Origin of the sequence: Arcobacter sp. L (assembly GCF_000284235.1) — a bacterium.
GTDB lineage: Bacteria > Campylobacterota > Campylobacteria > Campylobacterales > Arcobacteraceae > Aliarcobacter > Aliarcobacter defluvii.
In genome coordinates this window covers 1,027,176-1,050,418 of the sequence record NC_017192.1, presented here as the reverse complement: position 1 = coordinate 1,050,418, position 23,243 = coordinate 1,027,176, and the positions used below count along the sequence as shown (strand labels likewise).

Here is a 23,243-nt window from a genome sequence, read left to right as displayed (position 1 = left end):
AATGTATGAAATTATTTTTTTACTATTAATAATACTTGTTACTATAAAATATAGCATTCAAATATCAAATAAATATTTACAAAAATTAAATAATGAAAATACTTTTTTTATTTATGTAAAAATATTCATTACACTAGCAATATTTTTAGGTATTTTTCTATTTATTTTATTATTACTAAATATCTTAAATATTGATATTAAAATTAATATTACCAACATATCATCTATCGGGATAATTACTGCTGTATTATTAACTATATCTCATAATTTTTATCTAAAAAATGAAGAAGAAGTTAATAATAAACAAAAATCTAAACTTATTATTTCATATACCATTGAGAAAATGTTTCGTAATTGCCAAAATGAATTAATAAGAATTAGAGAACAAGAGGTTTATTTAAATAAATTATTAACAGAAAAAGATAGTGATTTCAATAACTTTTATCTTGATTCTATAAAAAAATATTTAGAAGATAATTTAAAAATACTATTAGATAATATTAAATATTTGGATAATATTACAATATTAACTGAAATTGAACTCGAATTACTAAAAATTCAACCATCAAAGTTTAAAGAACAAAGAAGACTCATAGAACAATATCATAACAATAATACGGCATTGACTAGTATAAAGAATAAATTAAATCAACTACTTGAAGTAAATAAAGAATAAAAGACTTAAATAAAAGTCTTTTATTTACACTTCTCATATAAATCTTTCAACTCCAAATTCAAAGCATTTGAAGAGATATAAACTTCCCATAAAGAGATAAACAAAGACAAACACATAGTTACTAAACTCAATCCAAATATCGCTTTTCCAAAATTATGAAATTCTAAAAAAAGAGAAAACATTGACATCGTGCATAAAAGAATCGATACTACTCCAAAAAATTGCATCCATTTTGTAAGTTCGAGTCTTTTTTTTAGATTTTCTATTTGTCCAGCCAATTCTTGTCCACCGTGTTCTCTTGCTTGATGAGAGATTGAACGAATAAGTTGTCCTGTTGTTAAAAATCTATTTGTATATGCTAAAAGAAGTAACGAAATAGCTGGGAATAATAAAGCAGGTGTTGAAATTTCTATTTCCATTATAAATAACCTTTTGTATTTTTGTGTATTGTAACAAAAAGATAAAAAAAGGAAATTAAACTAGATTTACTAACTCTTGATACTTAAATTCGTCAACTAAACTTTTGATATAAATTTTTAAATCATTTGATAATTCACACTCTTTTAGTAGTTCAAAAATTCCATCATTATCCATTAGAAGTGCTTTTTCTTTTAATTTTTCTACAAACTCTTTTGGTAAAATCTCTAATTCTTTTTTCACATCAATTCTTTTTTCTTTATTTTCATACTCTAATTCTATATGCAAATATTTTTCTAAAATCAATAAAATCTCTTTTTCTTCCACAGGTTTTGCTAAAAAGTCATTTGCACCATTTTTTATAGCTTCCTTTTTATCTTCTTCAAAAACATTGGCTGAAAGTGCAATGATTGGGATATCCTTACCATTTTTTGAAACTCTGATATTTTGCATAGTTTCTAAACCATCCATTCCTTCCATCAAAATATCCATAAAAATCAAATCAAGTTTTTCATTTTCAAAAACATCTAAAGCTTCTTTCCCACTTGTTGCTTCTAAAGTTTTAAAACCATAAGAGTTTAAAAGTAAAATCATCAAATCTCTATTTTCTTTTATATCATCTACAACTAAAATAGTTTTAGTGAAATTTTCATTTTTAATTCCAATTATATTTTTTGCATTATTCTCTTTTGAAAGTTCTTCTTCATTTGCTTTTTCATAATTGATACTAAAATAAAATTCACTTCCAACTCCAACTTGACTTTTTAAATAGATATTTCCACCCATCAAAGAAACTAACTCTTTTGTAATAGATAACCCTAATCCTGTACCTTGTTGTGTATAATTATCTTGTTTTACTTGTTCAAAAGGTTTAAAAACTTTTTCAAGATTTGATTTATCTATTCCAATTCCACTATCTTTTACTTCAAAAAATAGTTTTTTATTTAATTCATAAATATACAAAAAAATTTCACCTTCATTTGTAAACTTCAAAGAATTTCCTAAAAGATTAATCAAAATTTGTCTTAATCTTTGTTCATCAGCTTTTATATATTTTGGAAGATTCAAAGTCTCTATTTTAAATTTTAAGCCTTTATTTTCACATCTAAAAGCAAAAATATCTTCTATCTCTTTTATTAACTCAAATAAATTAAAATTTTTAAGACTCAACTCCATTTTTCCAGCTTCTATTTTTGATAATTCTAAAATTTCATTTATAATATTTAGAAGATGGTCAGCACTTCTTTTTATGACATTTAAGTTCTCTTTTTCAACTGTAGTTGCATTCATTGATTTTTGTAAAATATTTGTAAAACCTAATATGGCATTTAGTGGAGTTCGTAGTTCATGACTCATTCGAGCAAGAAAGATTGATTTTGCTTTATTTGCAGTTGTTGCTTCTTGCATTGCTTGTTTTATTTGATGTTCACTTGTAAGAAGTTTTTGAGTATTTTCTTTAAAAATCTCAACAGCCCCTATCATATCCCCTACTTCATCATCAAATTTATTTTTATCTATTTCTACACTCATATCATTTTTTGAAAGTTTTAACATCACTCGTCTTAATAAATCAATTGGGTAAACAATTCTAAATAAAATTATAAAAAATGACATCAAAAAGAAAACTATAGAAAATAAAACTATAACATTTACATAAAACTCCAACTCTTTTACTGTTGCTCTTGCTTCATCAACTTTTTGTTTTGTTCTATTTTCAAAAGCTCTGTAAAATCTATCTAAAGGCTCCATAATTCTAATTTTTGCTTCGTGATACTCTTTTGAATGCATAAGTTCTCTTGCAAGTGCAAAATCTGGTTTACCTTTTATAGTGTAATTTCCATCTTTATCTAAAAATATACCTTTAATCGCATTCATAGCTTTATGTTCAAGTTTTGTTAAATCATCTGATTCATTTTGAGAAGTAAAAAGCATATTTAGTTCTGATTCTGGGAAATTTGCATTTTTCATCAACTCTCGAAGAGGTATTTTTTCTCCATCTAGTTTTGGAATACTTCCATCAATTGATAAAAAATCCCAAAAAATTCCATTGTATCTTTTTGGTCTTGGTAACTCTCCATTTCGTATAGCCAAAACTGTTTTATACTGCTCTTCATACATAGAATTTCCAGTTATTACATATGTTCGTGCCATTCTTGTCAAGTCATCACTACTTTGTCGTAACTCATCTGCTAAAATCAAAGATTTGTATTGCATATTATAAGCATCTTCAAGATTTATAGTTGATTTTTGGTATTTATTTATCACAACTGCAACACTTATAAAAGAGACTGTATTTAAAATAAACAGCAACATAAAAAGTTTTTTTAATTTCAAACAAAATCCTAAAGAGTTTTTTCCTATAATCTTAACAAATATGAATTTGTAAAAAGAATAACTAAATGGATAAAAACTATACAATACTGATAATAGATGACAAATCAGAAAACTTACACTACTTAAATACTATTTTAAAAGAAGAAAATTTTTTAATACGAGCAACAACTGACGCTAACTTTGCTATAAATTCTTCAAAGTTAAATCCACCAGATTTAATACTTTTAGATATAAAAATGCCTAATATCAGTGGCTTTGAAGTTTGTAAAATATTAAAAGAAGACGAAGTTTTAAAAGAGATTCCTATTATATTTATAAGTGCTTTAGATGACACACAAAGTAAAGTAAAAGCTCTAAATGAAGGTGGTGTTGATTATATAACTAAACCTTTTGAAAAAGAAGAAGTAATTGCTAGAGTTAAAACTCAACTTAAAATATTTGAAAGTAAAAATACTATTTCAAAACTACTTGAACAACAAGATTTTTTCTTAAAAAAAATAATCCATGAGATGAATACACCTTTGAGTATCATTGGTTTAAATATTGACAATTTAGAATCAACTTTAGGATATAAAGAACAATTTGAAGCTATAAAAGCTTCTTCAAAATCCCTTTCTTCTATTTACAATGATTTATATTACTTAACAAAAAAAGAGAAAAGAACAATTGAAGAAAAAAGTATAAATTTAGTGCGATTTTTATCTTCAAGGGTTGCTTTTTTTGATGAAATGGCAAATATAAAAAATATTGATATAGCTTTGGATATTCATAAAGAGTTTGACGTTTTTATGGATTCTTATGAACTTGAAAGAGTTATTGATAACACAATTTCAAATGCTATTAAATACTCTTTTGAAGACTCAACAATAGAGATAACTTTAGATAAAGAAGATGAAAACTATATCCTTTCAATAAAAGATGAAGGAATAGGAATAGCTGATACAAAAGCTGTATTTCAAGCCTACTATCAACAAAAAGATAAAAATATTGGTTTAGGATTAGGACTTAGTATTGTAAAAGAGATTTGTGACAAAAATGAGATAAAAATAGAACTAAGTTCAGAAAAAAACAACACTGTTTTTAAATATATTTTTCCACAAAATAGAGTTATAAAAGGAGATTAATTTATGAAAATATTTTTACTAGAAGATGATTTTGCTTTAAATAAAATTATAAAACAATCTTTACAAAATCGAGGTTTTTATGTGGATAGTTTTACAGATGGTTATAAAGCAATAGAATTTATCTCAAATAGTAAATATGATTTGTATATCTTAGATTTAAATGTTTTAGGATTTGATGGTCATAAGGTTTTAGAATTTATTAGAAATGATGATTTAAATGTTCCAATTATTATGATAAGTGCAGAAATTGATATAGAAAATATCAAAAAATCTTACACTTTAGGTTGTAATGATTATATAAAAAAACCTTTTGATTTTGAAGAACTATTTTTACGAATACAATATCATTTAAGTCACATAAAAAAAGATGAAAATAGCGATTTTATAATTGATTTAGGATATGACTTTTCATTTAATCTAATGGAGCAAACTTTACATAAATCAAAATTTGAAATAGAACTAACAAACAAAGAAAAACTTCTTTTAACTCTTTTAGTAAAAAATATAAATAACACTGTAACAAATGAAATGATTCACGAATATGTTTGGGATAGTAAAGAAATGGAAACTGTAAGTATGAGAACTATTGTTCATAAACTCAAAAAAAAGCTAAAAAATGGAATGATTTTAAACTTACGAGGAGTTGGCTATAAACTTATAAAATAGCCAACATTTCTTTTATTTAATTGCACCTAATTTTTGAAGATTTGAAAGCGAAATCAAATGAGCTGTGATTAATGAATAGGCATTTTTTGCACAAATATCATCTTTTTTCTTTTTACTTAAATGTTTTAATTTCTCTTCATTCACTACAAAAAAACCATTTAAACTAAATTTTTCACCTTTTGTATTTACAACTGTTGCAATTTTTTCTTCTAAAAGTTCCCAATCTTCAAGTTGTTTTATAAATTGAGTAGTTGAAAGAGAATCAGCATAATATTGATTTAAAAAGTTTAAAGCACTATTTAAAAACTCACTATTATTCCCTTCTTCATCAAATAGTTTTTTGGCATCTTCTTTATCACTTAAATATTCACCTTCAATAGCAATTACTAAATCTTTTTGATTTTCTTTATTTACTAAAATAAATGGATAACTTCTTACAAATGCTGGAATATAGTGTAATTCTTTCCAGTTTCCTTTTTTATCTATAAAAAGATTTTCACCTTGTTTGTAACCAAGTAAAACAGATGCAAACCAATTATTGTCTTTATCTTTAGCAAAAAATATAGGATAATTTTTACAAGCTTCAAAAAATTCTGATATTGCAACAGGAGCATTAATCAGTTCTTTTGAATAAGAAAAATTTGTTACTTCTTCTATTCCTTTATTTTTATGTTGAGTTTTATTTAATACTTCTAACTTCTTAAACACTTTTTTCCCTTTTTTTGTTTTGGTTTTATTCTATCTAATTATTTGAAAAAGTTTCTAAAGAAGATGTATAAAAATATCTAAAATATTTTAAGAAAAGTGAAGAAAGCTTAGAAGCTTTCCCACTCATCTATCTCATTTTTATTAGTTGTTTTATCTATTTTTGAAGTAGATTTTTTTGCTTTGATTATATTATTCTCATTTTTTGAACTATCTAAATTTATCTCTTTAGCTTTTACTTCATTTTTACCTATAAACTCTTTTGCATTTGCATCATTTACTATTAGTTTTGCTATTTCATCTGTTAATGTTGCAACATTTTGAGTTTGAGAAGCTATCATCGCATTTTGTTGTGTTTGTTGGTCTAATTGATTTACTGCATCATTTATTTGTTCTATTCCACTTAATTGTTCTTTACTTGACATTTCTATATCTTGTATTAAGTTTATTGTTTGTGTAATATTTTCATTTAATTGTTTATAACCAACTATCATATTATTTGAAATCTCTTTTCCTTGATTTGCCTTTGAAGTTGCATTTTCAACTATTGTTTTTATTTCACGTGCTGCTTCTGCACTTCTGCTAGCAAGATTTCTTACTTCTGCTGCTACTACTGCAAATCCTTTCCCTGCTTCACCAGCTGTTGCAGCTTCAACGGCTGCATTAAGTGAAAGAATATTTGTTTGAAAAGCAATTTGATCAATTACACTTATTGCTTCATTGATTAGTTTAACTTCATTATTTATTTCATCCATAGCACTTGTTGTTTGGTTTGCAAGTTTTTCACCATCATTTGCTGATTTTGTTACACTATTTGAGTAACTAGCCATTTTTGCTATATTTTGTGTATTATTTCTTATATTTGAAGTTATTTGTTCTAAGGCTGCTGCAGTTTCTTCTAAAGATGCTGCTGCTTCGTTTGAACTCATATTTAACTTATCTACATTTGATAAAAGTATATGTGAACTTTCATTTAATGTTAATCCATTTGTTTTATTCTCTACTAACATATGATTTATTGTTTCAGCTAAAGAGTTTATAGCTTTTGCGACTTCTCCATGAGGATTTTCTATTCTATAAGTAAAATTCATATTTTTATATTTAGCTAAAACATCATCAATGATTTTTAAATCATCATTTATTTTACTTGAAATTAAAACTAACATTTCATTTAAAATATTTTTTAAATCTTCTAAACTTTGATTATCAGTTTGTCCTTCAATTTTATTTTTTAATTTACCCTTATTTATTTCAGAAACAACTGCTTTAACATTTGATATTAATTTTTCATCTTGTTCAATTAATTGATTTGTTTTTTCAATATTTTTATTTACAATTTCAGTCATTAAACCTATTTCATCATTTGATTTAATTGAAATTTTTTCTACTGTTTTTGTCTCTTTATTTAAGTATTTAAAGAAATCTAAAAGACCTATTTGAAATCTATTTAAAGGCACAATTATCTCTTTATTTATAAAGAATGTTACAAATAAAATGATAATTATAGAAACAATAATTGCTATTAAAATTATTCCAAATATTATTGAACTGATTTTATCTTGTGAATTTTGTTTTAATATCTCTATATTTTTTTCTATTTCATCATTATATGAACCTGTTCCAATCATCCATTGCCATTGGTTAAAACCTACAGCATAACCTATTTTTTCATATAGTTTATCATCACCTGGTTTTTCAAAATCAAAATTTACTATTCCACCATCTTTTTTTGCAACTTCAATTAAATCTTTTATATAGTAAACACCTTTTTTACTTTTTAAGTCTATTAAATTTTTTCCTACAAGTTCAGGTTTTATAGGATGCATTAAATTTACACCATTATAATCATAAACATAAAAATAACCATCTTTACCAAATCTAAGTTGAGAAATCTCTTCTAAAGCTTTTTTTTGCAAATCTTCTGTTACATTATCTATATATGTTCCTGTTCCAATTACCCAATCAAATGGTTTAAATAATTTAACAAAAGATACTTTTTTTCTAGGAGCTTTATTTGGAATAACTTGGTCATAAGGAACTAATCCTTCACCTTTATTAAATGCAGTATCAATAAATTCTAAAATATGTTTCCCTGTATTTTTTGTTCCTTCTCTTTGAGGAGTTAATGGTAATTTTAAAATAGTTGAATTTTTATCATAAACAAAGAAGTAATCATTATTTTTACCATATCTTACAGCTCCAATAGTATCTAAAAGCATTTTTTTTAGTTCAGCTTCTGAAACTTTATCTTTTTCTTCATCATATAATTTTGTAAGCATTGTAAATAAAAAATCTGTTTGAGCTTTCAAATCTTCCTTTACATTCTCTTTTACATTTTCTGGAAGTGATTGTTTATAAAGATTCTCAACAATATTTTTTGCAAAACTTGTATAAACTTTCAACTCTTCTTGAGTTGTTGCATAAGTATTTTCTTTATACTCTTCAATATTTTTATTTGTTAGATTATTAATCTCATAAATTGACTTCAATGCAATCATTGTAGCAACAAGAACTATCGTCACAATCACTATTATGAGTAATTTATTCTTTATAGAAAAATTTTTCATACTTTCCCTTTTTTTAATTTTAATATGTATGATAATTAATATATAATTAATAATTTATTAATACATAATTTATACATAATTAAATAATTATAAAAAATCAGGAAAAGTCTTTTAAAAGCAGATATTTATTTGTTTATAAAATCATAAAATAACTAATATTTAAAATTAAATTAGCTTAAAAATAATAATATTTAGGGAAAGTGAGAAAAGCCTAAAAGCTTTCCCACTCGTCGTTGTTTGTTTTGTTAGATACTACTTTTGTATCTTTTTTTGTTTGTGTATCTTTTTGTTTTGAATTTGATTTTATTGGATTTGAATTATCCTTTTTATTTATTTTTATATCTTTTGCTTTTACTTCATTCTTTCCTTCAAACTCTTTTGCATTTGCATCATTTACTATTAATTTTGCTATTTCATCTGTTATTATTGCTACATCATGTGTTTGACTCGCTACTGCTGCATTTTGTTGTGTTTGTTGGTCTAATTGATTCACTGCATCATTTATTTGTTCTATTCCACTTAATTGTTCTTTACTTGACATCTCTATATCTTGTATTAAGTTTATTGTTTGTGATATATTTTGATTTAATTCTTTATATCCACTTATCATATTTGATGCTATCTCTTTTCCATCATTCGCTTTTTTTGTTGCATTTTCTACTATGATTTTTATCTCACGTGCAGCTTCTGCTGAACGAGATGCTAGATTTCTTACTTCTTGTGCTACTACTGCAAATCCTTTCCCTGCTTCACCTGCTGTTGCTGCTTCTACTGCTGCATTAAGTGAAAGTATATTTGTTTGGAATGCTATTTGATCAATTACAGTTATTGCTTCATTGATTAGATTTACTTGATTATTTATTTCATCCATTGACTGAGTTGTTTGATTTGCAAGTTTTTCACCATCACTTGCTGACTTTGTTACACTATTTGAGTAACTAGCCATTTTTGCTATATTTTGTGTATTATTTCTGATATTTGAAGTTATTTGTTCTAAGGCTGCTGCTGTTTCTTCTAAACTTGCTGCTGCTTCATTTGAGCTTATATTTAATTTATCTACATTTGCCAATAATATATCCGAGCTTTCATCCAACGTCAATCCATTTGTTTTATTCTCTTTTAGCATTGTATTAATTATTTGAGCTAAGTTATTTATTCCAACAGAAATATTACCTTTATCATCAATTCTTCCTCTAAAATCAAGTTTTGCAAAATTATCTAAAACTTTTATTACGTTGTTTACATCTTCGCATACAGAATTTTTAGTTGTTTCAAGCATTTCATTAAATGTGTTTTTTAACTCTTCAAGATTTTCATTTTCAGTTGATTTTTCTATTCGTTTATTGAATTTTCCATTTTTTACTTCATTAACAACTCTTTTTACATCTTCTATCAAATCATTATCTTGAATAATTAATTTTTCCGTTTTCTTGATATTTTCATTTATCATTTTTGCCATTTGTCCAAATTCATCTAACGAATCTATTTGTATTGATTTTGCAACTTTACTCTCTTTATTTAAATATGAGAAGAAATCTAATAATCCATTTTTTATTGTTGTTAAATTTTTATTTAAAATTCTCATACTATAAATCAATACAAGAACAATAACTACTAATACTATTAAACCTGAAACTATCGAAAAATTTCTAATAAAATTTGATTGTTTTAAATACTCTTTTTCTGGAACAGTAGCTATAAATGTCCAATAATTTTTTGTTTCACCAAATTCAAATGGATAAGCATAAGAGTAAGAATCTTCACCACTTTTTAGATTTTTTGCAAGATATGAATAATCTTCACCTTTTTTAGACATTTCTAGCGATTTTAAAATATTTTCATTTTTTGTTAAATCTTTTAAACTTTTTCCTAAGTTTTCAGGATTTGCATGACTAATTATTTTTCCATAAGCATCAACAACTGTTCCATATCCTGTATCAAATAATTTAATTTCATTAACTTTTTTATTAAATGAATCTAAAGAAAAATCAACTCCAACTGCACCTATAAATTTACCTTGAAAATACACAGGAGAAGAAACTGTAGTTAAAAGTACTTTTTTCCCATTTATATCATAATCATATGGTTGTGTTATAGAAACTTGTTTATTTTTATAAGGAAGATTTATCCATTCAGAGTTTATGTTAAAATCAGAAGAAGGCTCTATATTGAAAGAACCATCACTATTTCTTACAACATAAGGTTGAAATGCACCTTTTTTTGTATAGTAATTTTCTTTATCTGTACCATCATTTTTTTCATATACTAATGTTCCATCTTCAAAAGTAAACCATACGCCTAAAATAAACTTATTTTGTTCTAAAAGAGATTTAAAATATTTTATTGTTCCCTCTTTTGACAATTTTTCATGATGTTCAATAGCACTTCCGTATTTATTCGATATTGTATTTGAAATAACTATTGCTTTATCAAGAGTATTTCTAATATCTAAAGCATTCTTTTTAGCTAATTCATTTATATAATGTTGAGCATCATTTCTTGAATTTTCATAAGAATATGAAGATACAATATATATCATTAAACTAAGAGAAACTATACTTGTTGAAACTAAAATTAGTAATAATTTTGTCCCAAAATTCAACTTATTCATTCTTACTCCTCGAGTAGTTGGTATAGAATTATTATTTAGAAATATAATTCTTTTTAATAACATTATAATATCATTTTTATTGAAAAATAAAACTTCTAAATATATTATTTTTTAAACAGTTGTAAATATTTTTTTGGGATGAATAGTTTTTTTGAAAAAGTAGAAAAGCCTAAAAGCTTTCCCACTCGTCGTTGTTTGTTTTGTTAGATACTACTTTTGTATCTTTTTTTGTTTGTGTATCTTTTTGTTTTGAATTTGATTTTATTGGATTTGAATTATCCTTTTTATTTATTTTTATATCTTTTGCTTTTACTTCATTCTTTCCTTCAAACTCTTTTGCATTTGCATCATTTACTATTAATTTTGCTATTTCATCTGTTATTATTGCTACATCATGTGTTTGACTCGCTACTGCTGCATTTTGTTGTGTTTGTTGGTCTAATTGATTTACTGCATCATTTATTTGTTCTATTCCACTTAATTGTTCTTTACTTGACATCTCTATATCTTGTATTAAGTTTATTGTTTGTGATATATTTTGATTTAATTCTTTATATCCACTTATCATATTTGATGCTATCTCTTTTCCATCATTCGCTTTTTTTGTTGCATTTTCTACTATGATTTTTATCTCTTTTGCAGCTTCTGCTGAACGAGATGCTAGATTTCTTACTTCTTGTGCTACTACTGCAAATCCTTTCCCTGCTTCACCTGCTGTTGCTGCTTCTACTGCTGCATTAAGTGAAAGTATATTTGTTTGGAATGCTATTTGATCAATTACAGTTATTGCTTCATTGATTAGATTTACTTGATTATTTATTTCATCCATTGACTGAGTTGTTTGATTTGCAAGTTTTTCACCATCACTTGCTGACTTTGTTACACTATTTGAGTAACTAGCCATTTTTGCTATATTTTGTGTATTATTTCTGATATTTGAAGTTATTTGTTCTAAGGCTGCTGCTGTTTCTTCTAAACTTGCTGCTGCTTCATTTGAGCTTATATTTAATTTATCTACATTTGCCAATAATATATCCGAGCTTTCATCCAACGTCAATCCATTTGTTTTATTCTCTTTTAGCATGTGTGTTAATGTTTCTTGTAATGTATTTAAACCATTTACTAAAGTCTCAAACACTCCACCTTTTTCATCATCTTTTTCCATTTTGAACTTAGGTCTGAAATCATTATGAGAATAAGAATTTAAAACTTCATTTACATGCTCGAATCTTGTTCTTGTATTTTCAATCATTTTATTTACGTTATTTTTAAACTCTTCTAATGATGTATTTGAAGTTTTTTTCTCAATAAATTGTGAATACCAACCATTATTAACTCTTGTCATTACTATTTTTGCTTCATCTATTAAGAAATTATCTTCTTGAATTAATTTTTGAGTTTTAATTATATTTTCATTAATTACATCAGCCATTTCACCAAATTCATCTTTTGATTTAATTTCTAAAAGAGTTACATCTGAAGTCTCTTTATTTAAAAAAGAGAAGAAATTTAATAACTCTTTTTTAAAGCTATTTAGTTTTCCTGTAATATCAGTAATAATCGTATATGATAAAAATAAAATTATTAAAAAAGAACCTAAAATCGTCATTATAATCACTGTTATACTTGTGCTATAAATATTTTCTGCAATTTGAGTTTCACTTTTTGCAACATCTAGTTGAAGTGTAATTAATGCTGAAATTTTTTCACCAATTGGATCTATATTTGGATAAAGTTCTTCAATAGTTATTTTTGAGATTAAATCAAGATTTTTATCTTCACAGGCTTGTTTTATTTTATTTACTTCACTATTACCTATATCCATTAAATGATTTACATCTTTTACTAATGTTTCTTCTTCTTTAGTTAAAGATGTTGATAAATATTTATTCCAATTATTTTTTATCTTTTCTTGAGCACTATTGATATTTGATATACATTTTTCAAATTCAAAATTACCATTTCTTGTTTGATGTGTCGTATCAACAATATTTACAGCATATTCATCTGCAATTATTTTTAATTGTTCTAATGGAACAACTCTATCATTATAAACTCTTTCTAAACCATTGTTTACCTCTTTTAGTTGAATTATTCCTAAAGCACCTAAAATGATAATTCCAACCAAAGCAACAAAAGAAAGTATTGATAACTTTAGTTTGGTTTTTAAATTCTGCAACATTAATAAACTCCTGATTATTTTTTAACTATTTGTATAATTTTTCGCAATTATAGCGAAAAATAGTATTACAACAATATCTTTTTAGAAGAATTACAAACAAATAACAAAACAAAAAAAAGATTAATCTTTTAAATAAAAGGAAAGCCTAAAAGCTTTCCCACTCATCGTTATTTATTTTTGTAGATACTATTTTTGTATCTTTTTTTGCTGAAGTTGTTGAAGAAGGTTTTAATGTAGTTTTTTTCACAGGTATTGTATGAGTATCTTTTTTAGAAGTTAAATTCATATCTTTTGCTTTTACTTCGTTTTTACCATTAAACTCTTTTTCATTTGCATTTGCAACAATTAATTTTGCAATTTCATCTGTAACAACAGCTACATCATGAGTTTGATTTGCTACCATAGCATTTTGTTGTGTTTGTTGGTCTAATTGATTCACTGCATCATTTATTTGTTCTATTCCACTTAATTGTTCTTTACTAGACATATCTATATCTTGAATTAAATTAATAGTTTGAGATATATTTTCATTTAGTTGTTTATATCCATCAATCATATTTGAAGCTATTTCTTTTCCTTGATTTGCTTTACTTGTTGCATTTTCAACAATTGCTTTTATCTCTTTTGCTGCTTCAGCACTTCGTGATGCTAGATTTCTTACTTCTTGTGCAACAACTGCAAATCCTCGCCCTGCTTCACCAGCAGTTGCTGCTTCTACTGCTGCATTAAGTGAAAGTATATTTGTTTGAAAAGCAATTTGGTCAATTACACTTATAGCTTCATTGATTAGATTTACTTGATTATTTATTTCATCCATTGCATTTGTTGTTTGATTTGCTAGTTTTTCACCTTGATTTGCTGAAGACGTAACTTCATTAGATAATTTTGCCATTTTTGCTATATTTTGTGTATTATTTCTAATATTTGAAGTTATCTCCTCAAGTGCTGCTGCTGTTTCTTCTAAAGATGCTGCTGCTTCATTTGAACTTAAATTTAATTTATCTACATTTGATAACAATATATCAGAACTTGCGTTTAATGTTAATCCATTTGTTTTATTATCTATTAACATTTGAGTTAAAGTTTGTTGCAAAGAATTTAACCCATTTACTAAGTTTTCAAAAACTCCACCTTTTTCATCATTTTCTTCCATTTGAAGAACTTTTCTAAAATCATTATTTGAATATTGAGTTAAAACTTCATTTACATGAGTAAATCTATTTCTAGTGTCTTGAATCATTTTATTTACATTATTTTTAAACTCTTCTAATGATGTATTTGAAGTTTTTTTCTCAATAAATTGTCCATACCATCCATTATTTACTCTGCTCATTACTACTTTTGCATCTTCAATTAAAGCATTATCTTCTTCAATTACTTTTCTTGTTTTTTCAATGTTTTCATTTACTACAAGAGACATTTCTCCAAATTCATCTTTTGAATCAACTTTAATTAATTCTACTTTTGATGATTCTTTATTCAAATATGCAAAGAAACTAAATAAACCTTCTTGTAAATATTTAAGAGAATTTGTAATTGAATTTGTAATAAAAAATGCAATTGCTATAGATATAAAAATAGCAATAACAATAATACTTATAAGTAATATTTTTGCATTTGAGTATATAACATCACCCTCAGAACTTGAGTCTTGTCCACCTTTGATATTTAAATCAACTAAACTGATTAATATTGAAGAAAACTCATTATATACCTTATTACTTTCTCTAACCAATTTAAGTGCATCTTCAGTTCTATTTTCTCTTGAAGCAGCAATAAGTTTTTCATGTAAGTTTAAATATTCATTGAACTTTTCAGTAAATTTCCCAAATGTAGCTCTTTCTTCATCTGAAGATATTAATTTTTCATATATTTGAAAATCTTTTCTCATAACTGCTAAAATTTCTTTCATCTGAACTTCATTATTTGCCATCTCTTCATCACTTTTTGATAAGATATGGTCATATTCAAATATTCTAAAATCCGATGTTTCTGTATTAATTTTATTTGTTATTACAATACTTGGCATCCAATTTTCTGCCATTTCAGTTGATTGTTCATTAACTATTTCCATTTTTAATATTGAAACTATTCCTAAAACAATAATCAATACTGATACAATTCCAAAACCTAAAATAAGTTTTTTTGCAACTTTTAAATTTTTAAGCATTTTTTTTCCTATTATAAATTTATATTAAAAGCTTAGAAGCTCTTATATATACAAACCTTCCCATTATTTTATGACTCAATTCTAAATTATAATAATACTAAACGATAATACTATAAAAGTATCATTTTTAAATTAATCTTTAATATCAAACAAATATAGCGTAAATATATCCTTATATTAAATAAAGATAAATAGGATAAAATTTCTCTTAGATTAAATTAAGGAATAACAATGATAAAAAAGATATTACTTTTAATTTTACTGATTTTTAGTTCATTATTTTCAAAGGAGAACAATATGAGTATTTATGATTTTAATGTAAAAACAATTGACGGCAAAGAGATTTCAATGTCAAAATATAAAGGAAAAGTTCTTTTGATTGTAAATGTTGCAAGTAAATGTGGATTTACAGGTCAATATGAAGGATTAGAAACTCTTTTTGAGAAATATAAAAATAAAGATTTTATGATTTTAGGATTTCCATCAAATCAATTTGCAAATCAAGAACCTGAATCAAATGAAAAAATCAAAGAGTTTTGTAGTTTAACTTATGATGTAAAATTTGATATGTTTGCCAAAATAGATGTAAATGGAAAAAATGAATCTCCTTTATATACTTTTTTAAAAAATGAACAAAAAGGTATTTTAGGAACAAAAGATATAAAATGGAACTTTACAAAATTTTTAGTTGATAAAGATGGAAATATTGTAAATAGATACGGAAGTTCTACAACTCCAGAATCAATAGAAAAAGATATATTAAATCTTTTATAAAAGTATAAAAAATAGAAAATTTTTTAAATAATATCCAAGAAGCAATTTCATATATGACTTCTTGGGAAATGTTAGCAGTTTTTTTATCAATTACATATCTAATACTTGCTATAAAACAAAATCTTTGGTGTTGGGCTGCTGCATTTTTTAGTACATTAATTTATAGTATTTTGTTTTTTGATGCTTCACTTTTGATGGATAGTTTTTTAAATATTTTTTATCTAATAATGGCTCTTTATGGTTGGTATTCTTGGAAATTTGGAAATATAACCCAAATAGAAAAAGAACTTGAAATAAGTAGTTATAGTTTTTCTAAAAATATAAAAATCATCCTTTCTTTGACTATTATCTCTTTATGTTTGGGATATTATATGGCAAATTATACAAGAGCAGATTATGCATATTTAGATACATTTACAACTGTTTTTGCTGTTTTTGCTACTTATATGCTTACAAAAAAAGTATTAGAAAACTGGCTTTATTGGGTTGTTATAGATGCTGTTTCGATTTATATTTATATACATAAAGGTTTTTATTTAACAGCTGTTTTATTTTCAATATATACTATTCTTGCAATAATTGCATTTAAACAATGGAAAAAAGAGTATTTAAGTTTTGACTATTGAAGAATTAGAAACATATAATATTTTTAAAGAAAAATTATTAAGCCTTGAATTACTAAAAAATCAAGGGTTTAATAATATAAGTTATCTTTTAAAAACATCAATTAACTCTTATGTAATCAGAGTTTTCAAATCAAATAGTAGTGTAAATATTAGTAGAGAATTTGAATTTAAAATCCAAAAACTTGCATACAAAAAAGATATTTGTTCAAAACCTATTTTTTTAAATAATAAATTTATGGTTTATGAATATCAAAAGGGATTTCATAAAACAAAATTGAAAACTCATGAACTTAAAACTCTTGTTTTAAAAATAAAAAAACTACATCAAATAAAAATAAAAACTATATCTTATAATATAAAAAAAGATTTACTTTCATATAAAAAAATTCTAAAAGATGAAAAAAGTCAAAAACTTTTACAAAACTCTTTTAAAAATCTCAATACATTAAAAAAGTACAAAAAAGAGTTAGTTTTAACGCATCATGATCTAAATCCCAAAAATATAATTTTTAGAAATAATAAAATAAAAATAATTGATTGGGAATATGTTGGAACAAATGATAAATTTTTTGATTTAGCTTCTGTTTGTATAGAGTTTTCATTAAATAATATAGAAGAAAAAATATTATTAAAAACATATTTAAAAAAAATTAAAAAAAATGATATTAAAAAATTAGAACTTTATAAAAAAATATATAAAAATCTTTGTACTTTATGGTTTATAAATTATGAATAACAATATTATATTTTACTAGCATAAAAAATTATTTTTATGTTATAATTATTATAAAATAATTAAAAAGATGTCTATGAAAAATAAAAATTTACTTATTTATTTTACAGTTACAATGATATTTTGTTTTACACTTTTTATAATAAAGTATATAAGTGATACAAAAGATGATTATCAAAAGATTTCTGAAAAAATATTATTTCAACAAGCATCAACACTATTTAATAACATAGTAAATACCAGAAAATGGAGTTCTGATCATGGTGCAGTTTATATAAAAGCACATGATGGAATAAAACCAAATCCTTATTTACAAGATAATCATGAATATACTAAAAATGGTGAATTACTTATAAAAATGAATCCTGCTTGGATGACAAGACAAATATCAGAAATGTCTAACAAAAAAGAAAATTATTTTTTTAAAATTACCAGTTTGAACCCTCTGAATCCAATAAATGCTCCTGATGATTTTGAGAAACTTGCATTAAAGAGTTTGAAAAATAGTAATGAAGAATTTTATACAAGTATAGGAAAATATAAATATGATTTTGTTGCACCTTTAAAAGTTGAAGTATCTTGTCTGGAGTGTCATAATACAAATAACTATAAAGTTGGAGATATAATTGGAGGAATAAGAGTTAGTATTCCAACTGAACATTATACAGAAAATATAGAGATTATAAACTCAAAAACCAATTTACTTTATCTTGTTACATTTTTTACTTCGATTATATTCATAATAATTATTACATTTACAATTCATTCTATTTATACAAGAGAATTAAATATCATGAAACTAAATAAGACTCTTGAAAGTAAAGTTAATCAAAGAACAAAAGAGTTAAGAAGAGCAAATAAAAAATTACTAGAAATTTCAACTATTGATTATTTAACAAATTTATCAAATCGACGACATTTTTTTGATATAGGAATAAAAGCTTTTCATTTAGCAAAAAGAGAAAAAAATGATTTATCAATAATTTGTATTGATATTGATTTTTTTAAACAAATAAATGATACTTATGGTCATCATATTGGAGATGAAATTTTAAAACTTATTGCAAATAAAATGTCAAAATGTGTAAGAAAGTCAGATATTCTTGCAAGAACTGGTGGAGAAGAATTTACTATTTTATTAAATAATACTAATGAAAATAGCGCATTTATTCTTGCAGAAAAACTAAGAAATATAGTTGAAACTTCAAGTTATAAAAATGATGAAATTGATGTAAAAATTACTATTAGCTTAGGAATTAGCCAACTAAAAGATGATGATGAAGATTTAGATTCTATTATATTAAGAGCAGATCGAGCGCTTTATATTGCAAAAAAAGATTCAAGAAATAAAACTGTCATATATCATTTTTAACTTTTATAGCTCTTTTTAGAAGTAAATCAAAATGATATTTTCCTTTTAGTTTTTCTTTAGAATCTTCAAATTTTTCTTTCATCTTATCATCCAATGTTGTTCCGTTGTTTTTTAATGATTCAAATATTTGTAAAACTCTTTCATCACTTAATTCACTTAATTTTGAATCTTTTACTATTTGAGGAATTTCACTAATATCTAAATTTGGCATTTTGAAATCACAATAATATTGAGATAAATCATTTATTCCCCAATATTCCAATCCTAATTTATTATAAAAATCTAAAGATGAACTCACACAATTCATCTTAAATCTTTTAATATCTTGATTTGATAAATGATTAAAAAGATATTTTAATAATTTGTAAGCATATCCATTATGTCTATGTATATTTGGTGTTAATAAATTATGAATAGTTAAATATTCATTATCTTTTGAAATAGAATAAAATAAATAACATAAATGTTTGTTTTTATCATTAATTAAACAAATTGGTGGAAATTTTTCCCAACTATAATAATTATCCCACCATTCAAGAGCATTTTTTGAAAATGATAAACTTTTAAAATCAGCAATTTTTTTTACTGAGATAAGATACTCTTCTCTGTTTAATTCAATAACTTTCATTTTTTATCCTTCTTTTCATTCTAGTCTTATTTTATAAAGATTAGAGATATTAATTGTTTATATTATATACATGAATTTTTTTTACATATTTAAAACTCTTTAGGGTATTATTCTAAAATGAATTTACATGAGAAACTAAAACAACTTCCTAATGATTCGGGAGTTTATCAATACTTTGATAAAGATGGTCATTTACTTTATATTGGAAAAGCAAAAGTTCTAAAAAATAGAGTTAAGTCATATTTTAAATTTGTGCCAAAACTACAACCAGCAGATAAATTAAGTCCAAGAATTTATAAAATGATTAGCGAAGTTGAAGCTCTTGAGTGGATTGTTGTACCAAATGAACATGATGCACTTATTTTAGAAAATTCATTAATCAAGCAATTAAAACCAAAATATAATATTTTACTTCGTGATGATAAAACATATCCATATATTTTTATTGATTACAATGAAGATTTTCCAAGACTTGAAATCACAAGAAAAATACATAAAAGCAAAAATATAAAATATTTTGGACCTTATTCAACAGGTGCAAAAGATATGCTTGATAGCATTTATGAGATTGTTCCATTAGTTCAAAAAAAATCTTGTGTAAAAGGTAAAAAAGCTTGTCTATTTCATCAAATACAAAAATGTTATGCTCCGTGCGAAAATAAGATTTCAAAAGATGATTATGCAAAAATAGTAGAAAATGCCTTAGAATTTATCTATAATAAAACAAAACTCATTTCTAAACTAAATGAAAAAATGCTTCAATATTCAAATGATTTTAGATTTGAAGAGGCAATGACTTTAAGAGATAGAATCAAAACTATTGAAAAATCACAAATAAAAACTGGAATTGATTTAGCTACAAATGAAGATATTGATATCTTCGTAATAACTACAAACAATAAAAAAGCAGTAATTGTACGAATGTTTTTAAGAGATGGAAAATTAACTTCATCAAGTCATGACTTTTTAAAAATTGATAATTTTACACAAGAATTTGATTTTGATTATGAAGAGGCCTATAAAAGAGCTATTATAAACTATTATGACAATGAAATTCCTCTTTTACCAAAAGAGATTTTAGTTGGATGTGAATTAGAAGAAACAAAAGAGATTGAAGAATTTTTATATACAAGATTTAATAAAAAGATAAAAATTATAAATCCTAAAAAAGATAAGAAAAAAGATATTGTTCAAATTGCCTTTAATAACTGTGATGAACTTTTAAGACTAGAATCATCAAAAAATCAAACTTCTATTTATGAGGATTTAAAAGAGTTATTTACTCTTCAAACTCTTCCATATATAATTGAAAGTTTCGATAACTCTCATATGATGGGACAAGCAACTGTTGGAGCTATGATAGTTTGGAATGAAACTTTAAATTCTTTTGATAAAAAAGCTTTTAGACACTATAATCTTGAATCAAAAGACGAATACTCTCAAATGAGAGAAATGTTAATAAGAAGAGTTGAAAGTTTTGAAAAAAATCCGGCACCTGATTTATGGATAATAGATGGTGGAGAAACTCTTTTGAAACTGGCATATGACATAGTACAATCTGTTGGAGTTAATCTTGATATTATTGCAATTGCAAAAGAAAAACTTGATGCAAAAGCTCACAGAGCAAAAGGTGCAGCAAAAGATATAATTCATTATAAAAATAAAAATGGTGAATTTAAAAGTTTTAACTTATTAACAAGTGATAAAAGATTACAATTCGTTCAAAGACAAAGGGATGAAGCTCACAGATTTGCTATAACATTCCATAAAAAACAAAAAAGAGCCCAAGATAAACAAATTTCTTTATTACAAATCAAAGGAATTGGTGAAGCAAAAATCAAAAAGCTTCTTTTATATTTTGGAGAATTTGAAAAAATAAAAAATGCATCTTTAGAAGAATTAAAAAATGTATTAAATGAAAAAGATGCAAATACAATTTTAAATTATTTTATAGCCTCAAAGGATTAATTTTGGCAAAAATCTTATTAAGTAAAGAAAATCTATTTTACAATCTAGATATTATTTCAAAAAAAGCTGGCTCAATTGAAAAGGTTGCAGTTGTTTTAAAAGATAATGCTTATGGACATGGACTTATTGAAATAGGAAAACTTGCAAGTGAATATGGAATTAAAAAAGCAGTCGTTAGAACAATAGATGATGCACTTAAAATTGAAAAATTCTTTGATTATATTGTAATACTTGCAGAAAAATCTTTTCACACTTATTCACATACTTTTCACATAGCACTCAACACATGTGAAGACATTGAAAGACTACCCATAAATTCAAATGTCCATATCAAAATTGATACAGGAATGCACAGAAGTGGAATAAAACCTTCTGAGCTAGAAAAGGCTATTTTAGGGCTTTCTAAGAGAAATATACACATTACAGGAGTATTCACACATCATAAAGGTGCTGATGAATTATCAACAAACTTTTTCTGGCAAAAAGCCGTTTTTTCTAGTATTAAAGAGAATGTGAAAAAAATATGTGAACAACTTTCTTTACCTATTCCGGCTTTCCATTCTTGTAACTCAGCAGCACTTTTTAGAACGGCAAATTTTGACGAAGATTTTGCAAGAGTTGGAATAGCAACTTATGGATACATAGATAATGCAGATGTATTTAAATTTCCAAAATTAAAACCTGTTATGTCACTTTGGGCAAATAGAATTTCAACTAGAACTTTAAAAAAAGGTCAAAGTGTAGGTTATGGTGGTAAATTTTCAGCAACTGAAGATATGATTGTTTCAAATTATGATGTTGGTTATGGAGATGGTTTTTTAAGATTAAATGAAAGAAAAACTTATACTACTCCAAAAGGTTATAAAGTTTTAGGTCGAGTATCAATGGATAATTTATCTTTAAATACAGATGATGAAAAAGTTTGTATTTTTGATGATGTAAATACTTTAGCAAAAGTTCATGATACAATTACTTATGAAATCACAACAACACTAAATCCAAATATAGAAAAAGAAATAGTATGAAAAAATTTGTTCTTTCACTTTTTGTTTTAGTAACTCTTTCAAATGCAATGACATTTGAAGAAGTTTATACTATTCATAAAGTGCAAGGAACAATGAAAGCGTTGGGTTATTATAAAGAGTTAGAGAAAGATAATAATCCAAAAGCTATCCATGAATTAGGTATTATTTATCTAACTGGTGATGGAATAGCTAAAAATGTAAATAAAGCATATGAATATTTCACAAAAGCTTCAAATTTAGGATTTTTAGAATCGACTTATGTTCTTGGAAAAATTCATCTATCAAAATCAACTCAATATTATAATTTAATAAAAGCCTATAATTTTTTTGTTGATGCAGCAAATAAAGGTCATGCAAAATCTCAAATGATGATAGGAAGATTTCTTTTGATGGGAGAAATAGTAGATAAAGATTATGAAAAAGCTTTACACTACTTCAAACTAGCTTCAAAACAAAAAGAGTACGAAGCAAACTGCTATATTGCATATATGTATGCAGCAGGAATGGGAGTTTTTCCAAATTTTGGAAGAGCTCATGTTTTTGCAAATGATGAGTACCAAAAAGGAAACAAACTTTGTGTAAAAGTTTGGAATGATTATAATTTAGGAAAATATCCAAAAGATGATGGTTGGAAAATTGGTGATTATAATGAGCCTGTTAAATAA

18 protein-coding genes are annotated in these 23,243 nt (G+C 24.8%); 10 read left to right on the top strand and 8 right to left on the bottom strand.

The genetic code is table 11. From position 1 onward, the window contains the following. Position 1: 1 nt before the first annotated feature. Positions 2-676 (top strand): hypothetical protein, encoded by a 675-nt coding sequence (locus ABLL_RS05205; protein WP_014473734.1) that lies wholly within the window; start codon positions 2-4, stop codon positions 674-676. A 20-nt stretch (positions 677-696) separates the two neighbouring features. Here the strand turns inward: ABLL_RS05205 and ABLL_RS05200 are convergent, their stop codons facing one another. Further along, complete coding sequence (locus tag ABLL_RS05200; RefSeq protein WP_014473733.1) at positions 697-1,095, bottom strand: DUF2721 domain-containing protein; 399 nt, start codon at positions 1,093-1,095, stop codon at positions 697-699. A gap of 55 nt (positions 1,096-1,150) precedes the next feature. Further along, positions 1,151-3,427, bottom strand: a complete 2,277-nt coding sequence (locus tag ABLL_RS05195; RefSeq protein WP_014473732.1) for a response regulator — start codon at positions 3,425-3,427, stop codon at positions 1,151-1,153. A 65-nt stretch (positions 3,428-3,492) separates the two neighbouring features. Here ABLL_RS05195 and ABLL_RS05190 point away from each other — a divergent pair, with 65 nt between their 5' ends. Both ABLL_RS05190 and ABLL_RS05185 read left to right on the top strand, forming a co-directional pair. After that, on the top strand, positions 3,493-4,551 hold the full coding sequence (locus tag ABLL_RS05190) for a hybrid sensor histidine kinase/response regulator (RefSeq protein ID WP_014473731.1): 1,059 nt from the start codon (positions 3,493-3,495) through the stop codon (positions 4,549-4,551). A gap of 3 nt (positions 4,552-4,554) precedes the next feature. Further along, a complete protein-coding gene (locus ABLL_RS05185) occupies positions 4,555-5,217 on the top strand; it encodes a response regulator transcription factor (RefSeq protein WP_014473730.1) in 663 nt (220 codons plus the stop codon). 12 nt (positions 5,218-5,229) lie between these two features. Here the strand turns inward: ABLL_RS05185 and ABLL_RS05180 are convergent, their stop codons facing one another. From ABLL_RS05180 to ABLL_RS05160, 5 genes are all read right to left on the bottom strand, one after another. Next, entirely contained in the window at positions 5,230-5,925 is a 696-nt protein-coding gene (locus ABLL_RS05180) for a SapC family protein (protein WP_014473729.1), read from the bottom strand. A 107-nt stretch (positions 5,926-6,032) separates the two neighbouring features. Continuing rightward, positions 6,033-8,489 carry a methyl-accepting chemotaxis protein gene (locus tag ABLL_RS05175; RefSeq protein ID WP_014473728.1) on the bottom strand — a complete coding sequence of 819 codons (2,457 nt, stop codon included), beginning with the start codon at positions 8,487-8,489 and terminating at the stop codon, positions 6,033-6,035. Positions 8,490-8,700: 211 nt separating this feature from the next. Continuing rightward, positions 8,701-11,100, bottom strand: a complete 2,400-nt coding sequence (locus ABLL_RS05170) for a methyl-accepting chemotaxis protein (RefSeq protein WP_014473727.1) — start codon at positions 11,098-11,100, stop codon at positions 8,701-8,703. A 169-nt stretch (positions 11,101-11,269) separates the two neighbouring features. Next, positions 11,270-13,282 carry a methyl-accepting chemotaxis protein gene (locus ABLL_RS05165; RefSeq protein ID WP_014473726.1) on the bottom strand — a complete coding sequence of 671 codons (2,013 nt, stop codon included), beginning with the start codon at positions 13,280-13,282 and terminating at the stop codon, positions 11,270-11,272. 145 nt (positions 13,283-13,427) lie between these two features. After that, positions 13,428-15,452 carry a methyl-accepting chemotaxis protein gene (locus ABLL_RS05160; RefSeq protein ID WP_014473725.1) on the bottom strand — a complete coding sequence of 675 codons (2,025 nt, stop codon included), beginning with the start codon at positions 15,450-15,452 and terminating at the stop codon, positions 13,428-13,430. Positions 15,453-15,749: 297 nt separating this feature from the next. Here ABLL_RS05160 and ABLL_RS05155 point away from each other — a divergent pair, with 297 nt between their 5' ends. The 4 genes from ABLL_RS05155 (at position 15,750) to ABLL_RS05140 (ending at position 18,957) form a co-directional block, all read left to right on the top strand. After that, on the top strand, positions 15,750-16,226 hold the full coding sequence (locus tag ABLL_RS05155) for a glutathione peroxidase (protein ID WP_014473724.1): 477 nt from the start codon (positions 15,750-15,752) through the stop codon (positions 16,224-16,226). A gap of 53 nt (positions 16,227-16,279) precedes the next feature. Continuing rightward, positions 16,280-16,852: a nicotinamide riboside transporter PnuC gene (pnuC, locus tag ABLL_RS05150; RefSeq protein WP_014473723.1), complete on the top strand. Its 573-nt coding sequence runs from the start codon at positions 16,280-16,282 to the stop codon at positions 16,850-16,852. Continuing rightward, a complete protein-coding gene (locus ABLL_RS05145; protein WP_014473722.1) occupies positions 16,842-17,588 on the top strand; it encodes a choline/ethanolamine kinase family protein in 747 nt (248 codons plus the stop codon). The genes pnuC and ABLL_RS05145 overlap by 11 nt, the downstream gene beginning before the upstream one ends. 73 nt (positions 17,589-17,661) lie before the next feature. Next, positions 17,662-18,957, top strand: coding sequence for a diguanylate cyclase (locus ABLL_RS05140; protein ID WP_014473721.1), 1,296 nt, complete (start codon positions 17,662-17,664; stop codon positions 18,955-18,957). Here ABLL_RS05140 and ABLL_RS05135 read toward each other — a convergent pair. Next, a complete protein-coding gene (locus tag ABLL_RS05135) occupies positions 18,941-19,585 on the bottom strand; it encodes an N-acetyltransferase (protein ID WP_014473720.1) in 645 nt (214 codons plus the stop codon). The two genes, ABLL_RS05140 and ABLL_RS05135, sit on opposite strands and share 17 nt — an antisense overlap. Before the next feature lie 117 nt (positions 19,586-19,702). On the opposite strand from ABLL_RS05135, the gene uvrC reads away from it, so the two are divergent. The 3 genes from uvrC to ABLL_RS05120 are packed head-to-tail and all read left to right on the top strand — an operon-like array spanning position 19,703 to position 23,243. Continuing rightward, positions 19,703-21,553 (top strand): excinuclease ABC subunit UvrC, encoded by a 1,851-nt coding sequence (gene uvrC / locus ABLL_RS05130; RefSeq protein WP_014473719.1) that lies wholly within the window; start codon positions 19,703-19,705, stop codon positions 21,551-21,553. A 2-nt stretch (positions 21,554-21,555) separates the two neighbouring features. Then, positions 21,556-22,578 carry an alanine racemase gene (locus ABLL_RS05125; RefSeq protein ID WP_014473718.1) on the top strand — a complete coding sequence of 341 codons (1,023 nt, stop codon included), beginning with the start codon at positions 21,556-21,558 and terminating at the stop codon, positions 22,576-22,578. Continuing rightward, positions 22,575-23,243 (top strand): tetratricopeptide repeat protein, encoded by a 669-nt coding sequence (locus ABLL_RS05120; protein WP_014473717.1) that lies wholly within the window; start codon positions 22,575-22,577, stop codon positions 23,241-23,243. Before ABLL_RS05125 ends, ABLL_RS05120 begins: the two co-directional genes overlap by 4 nt.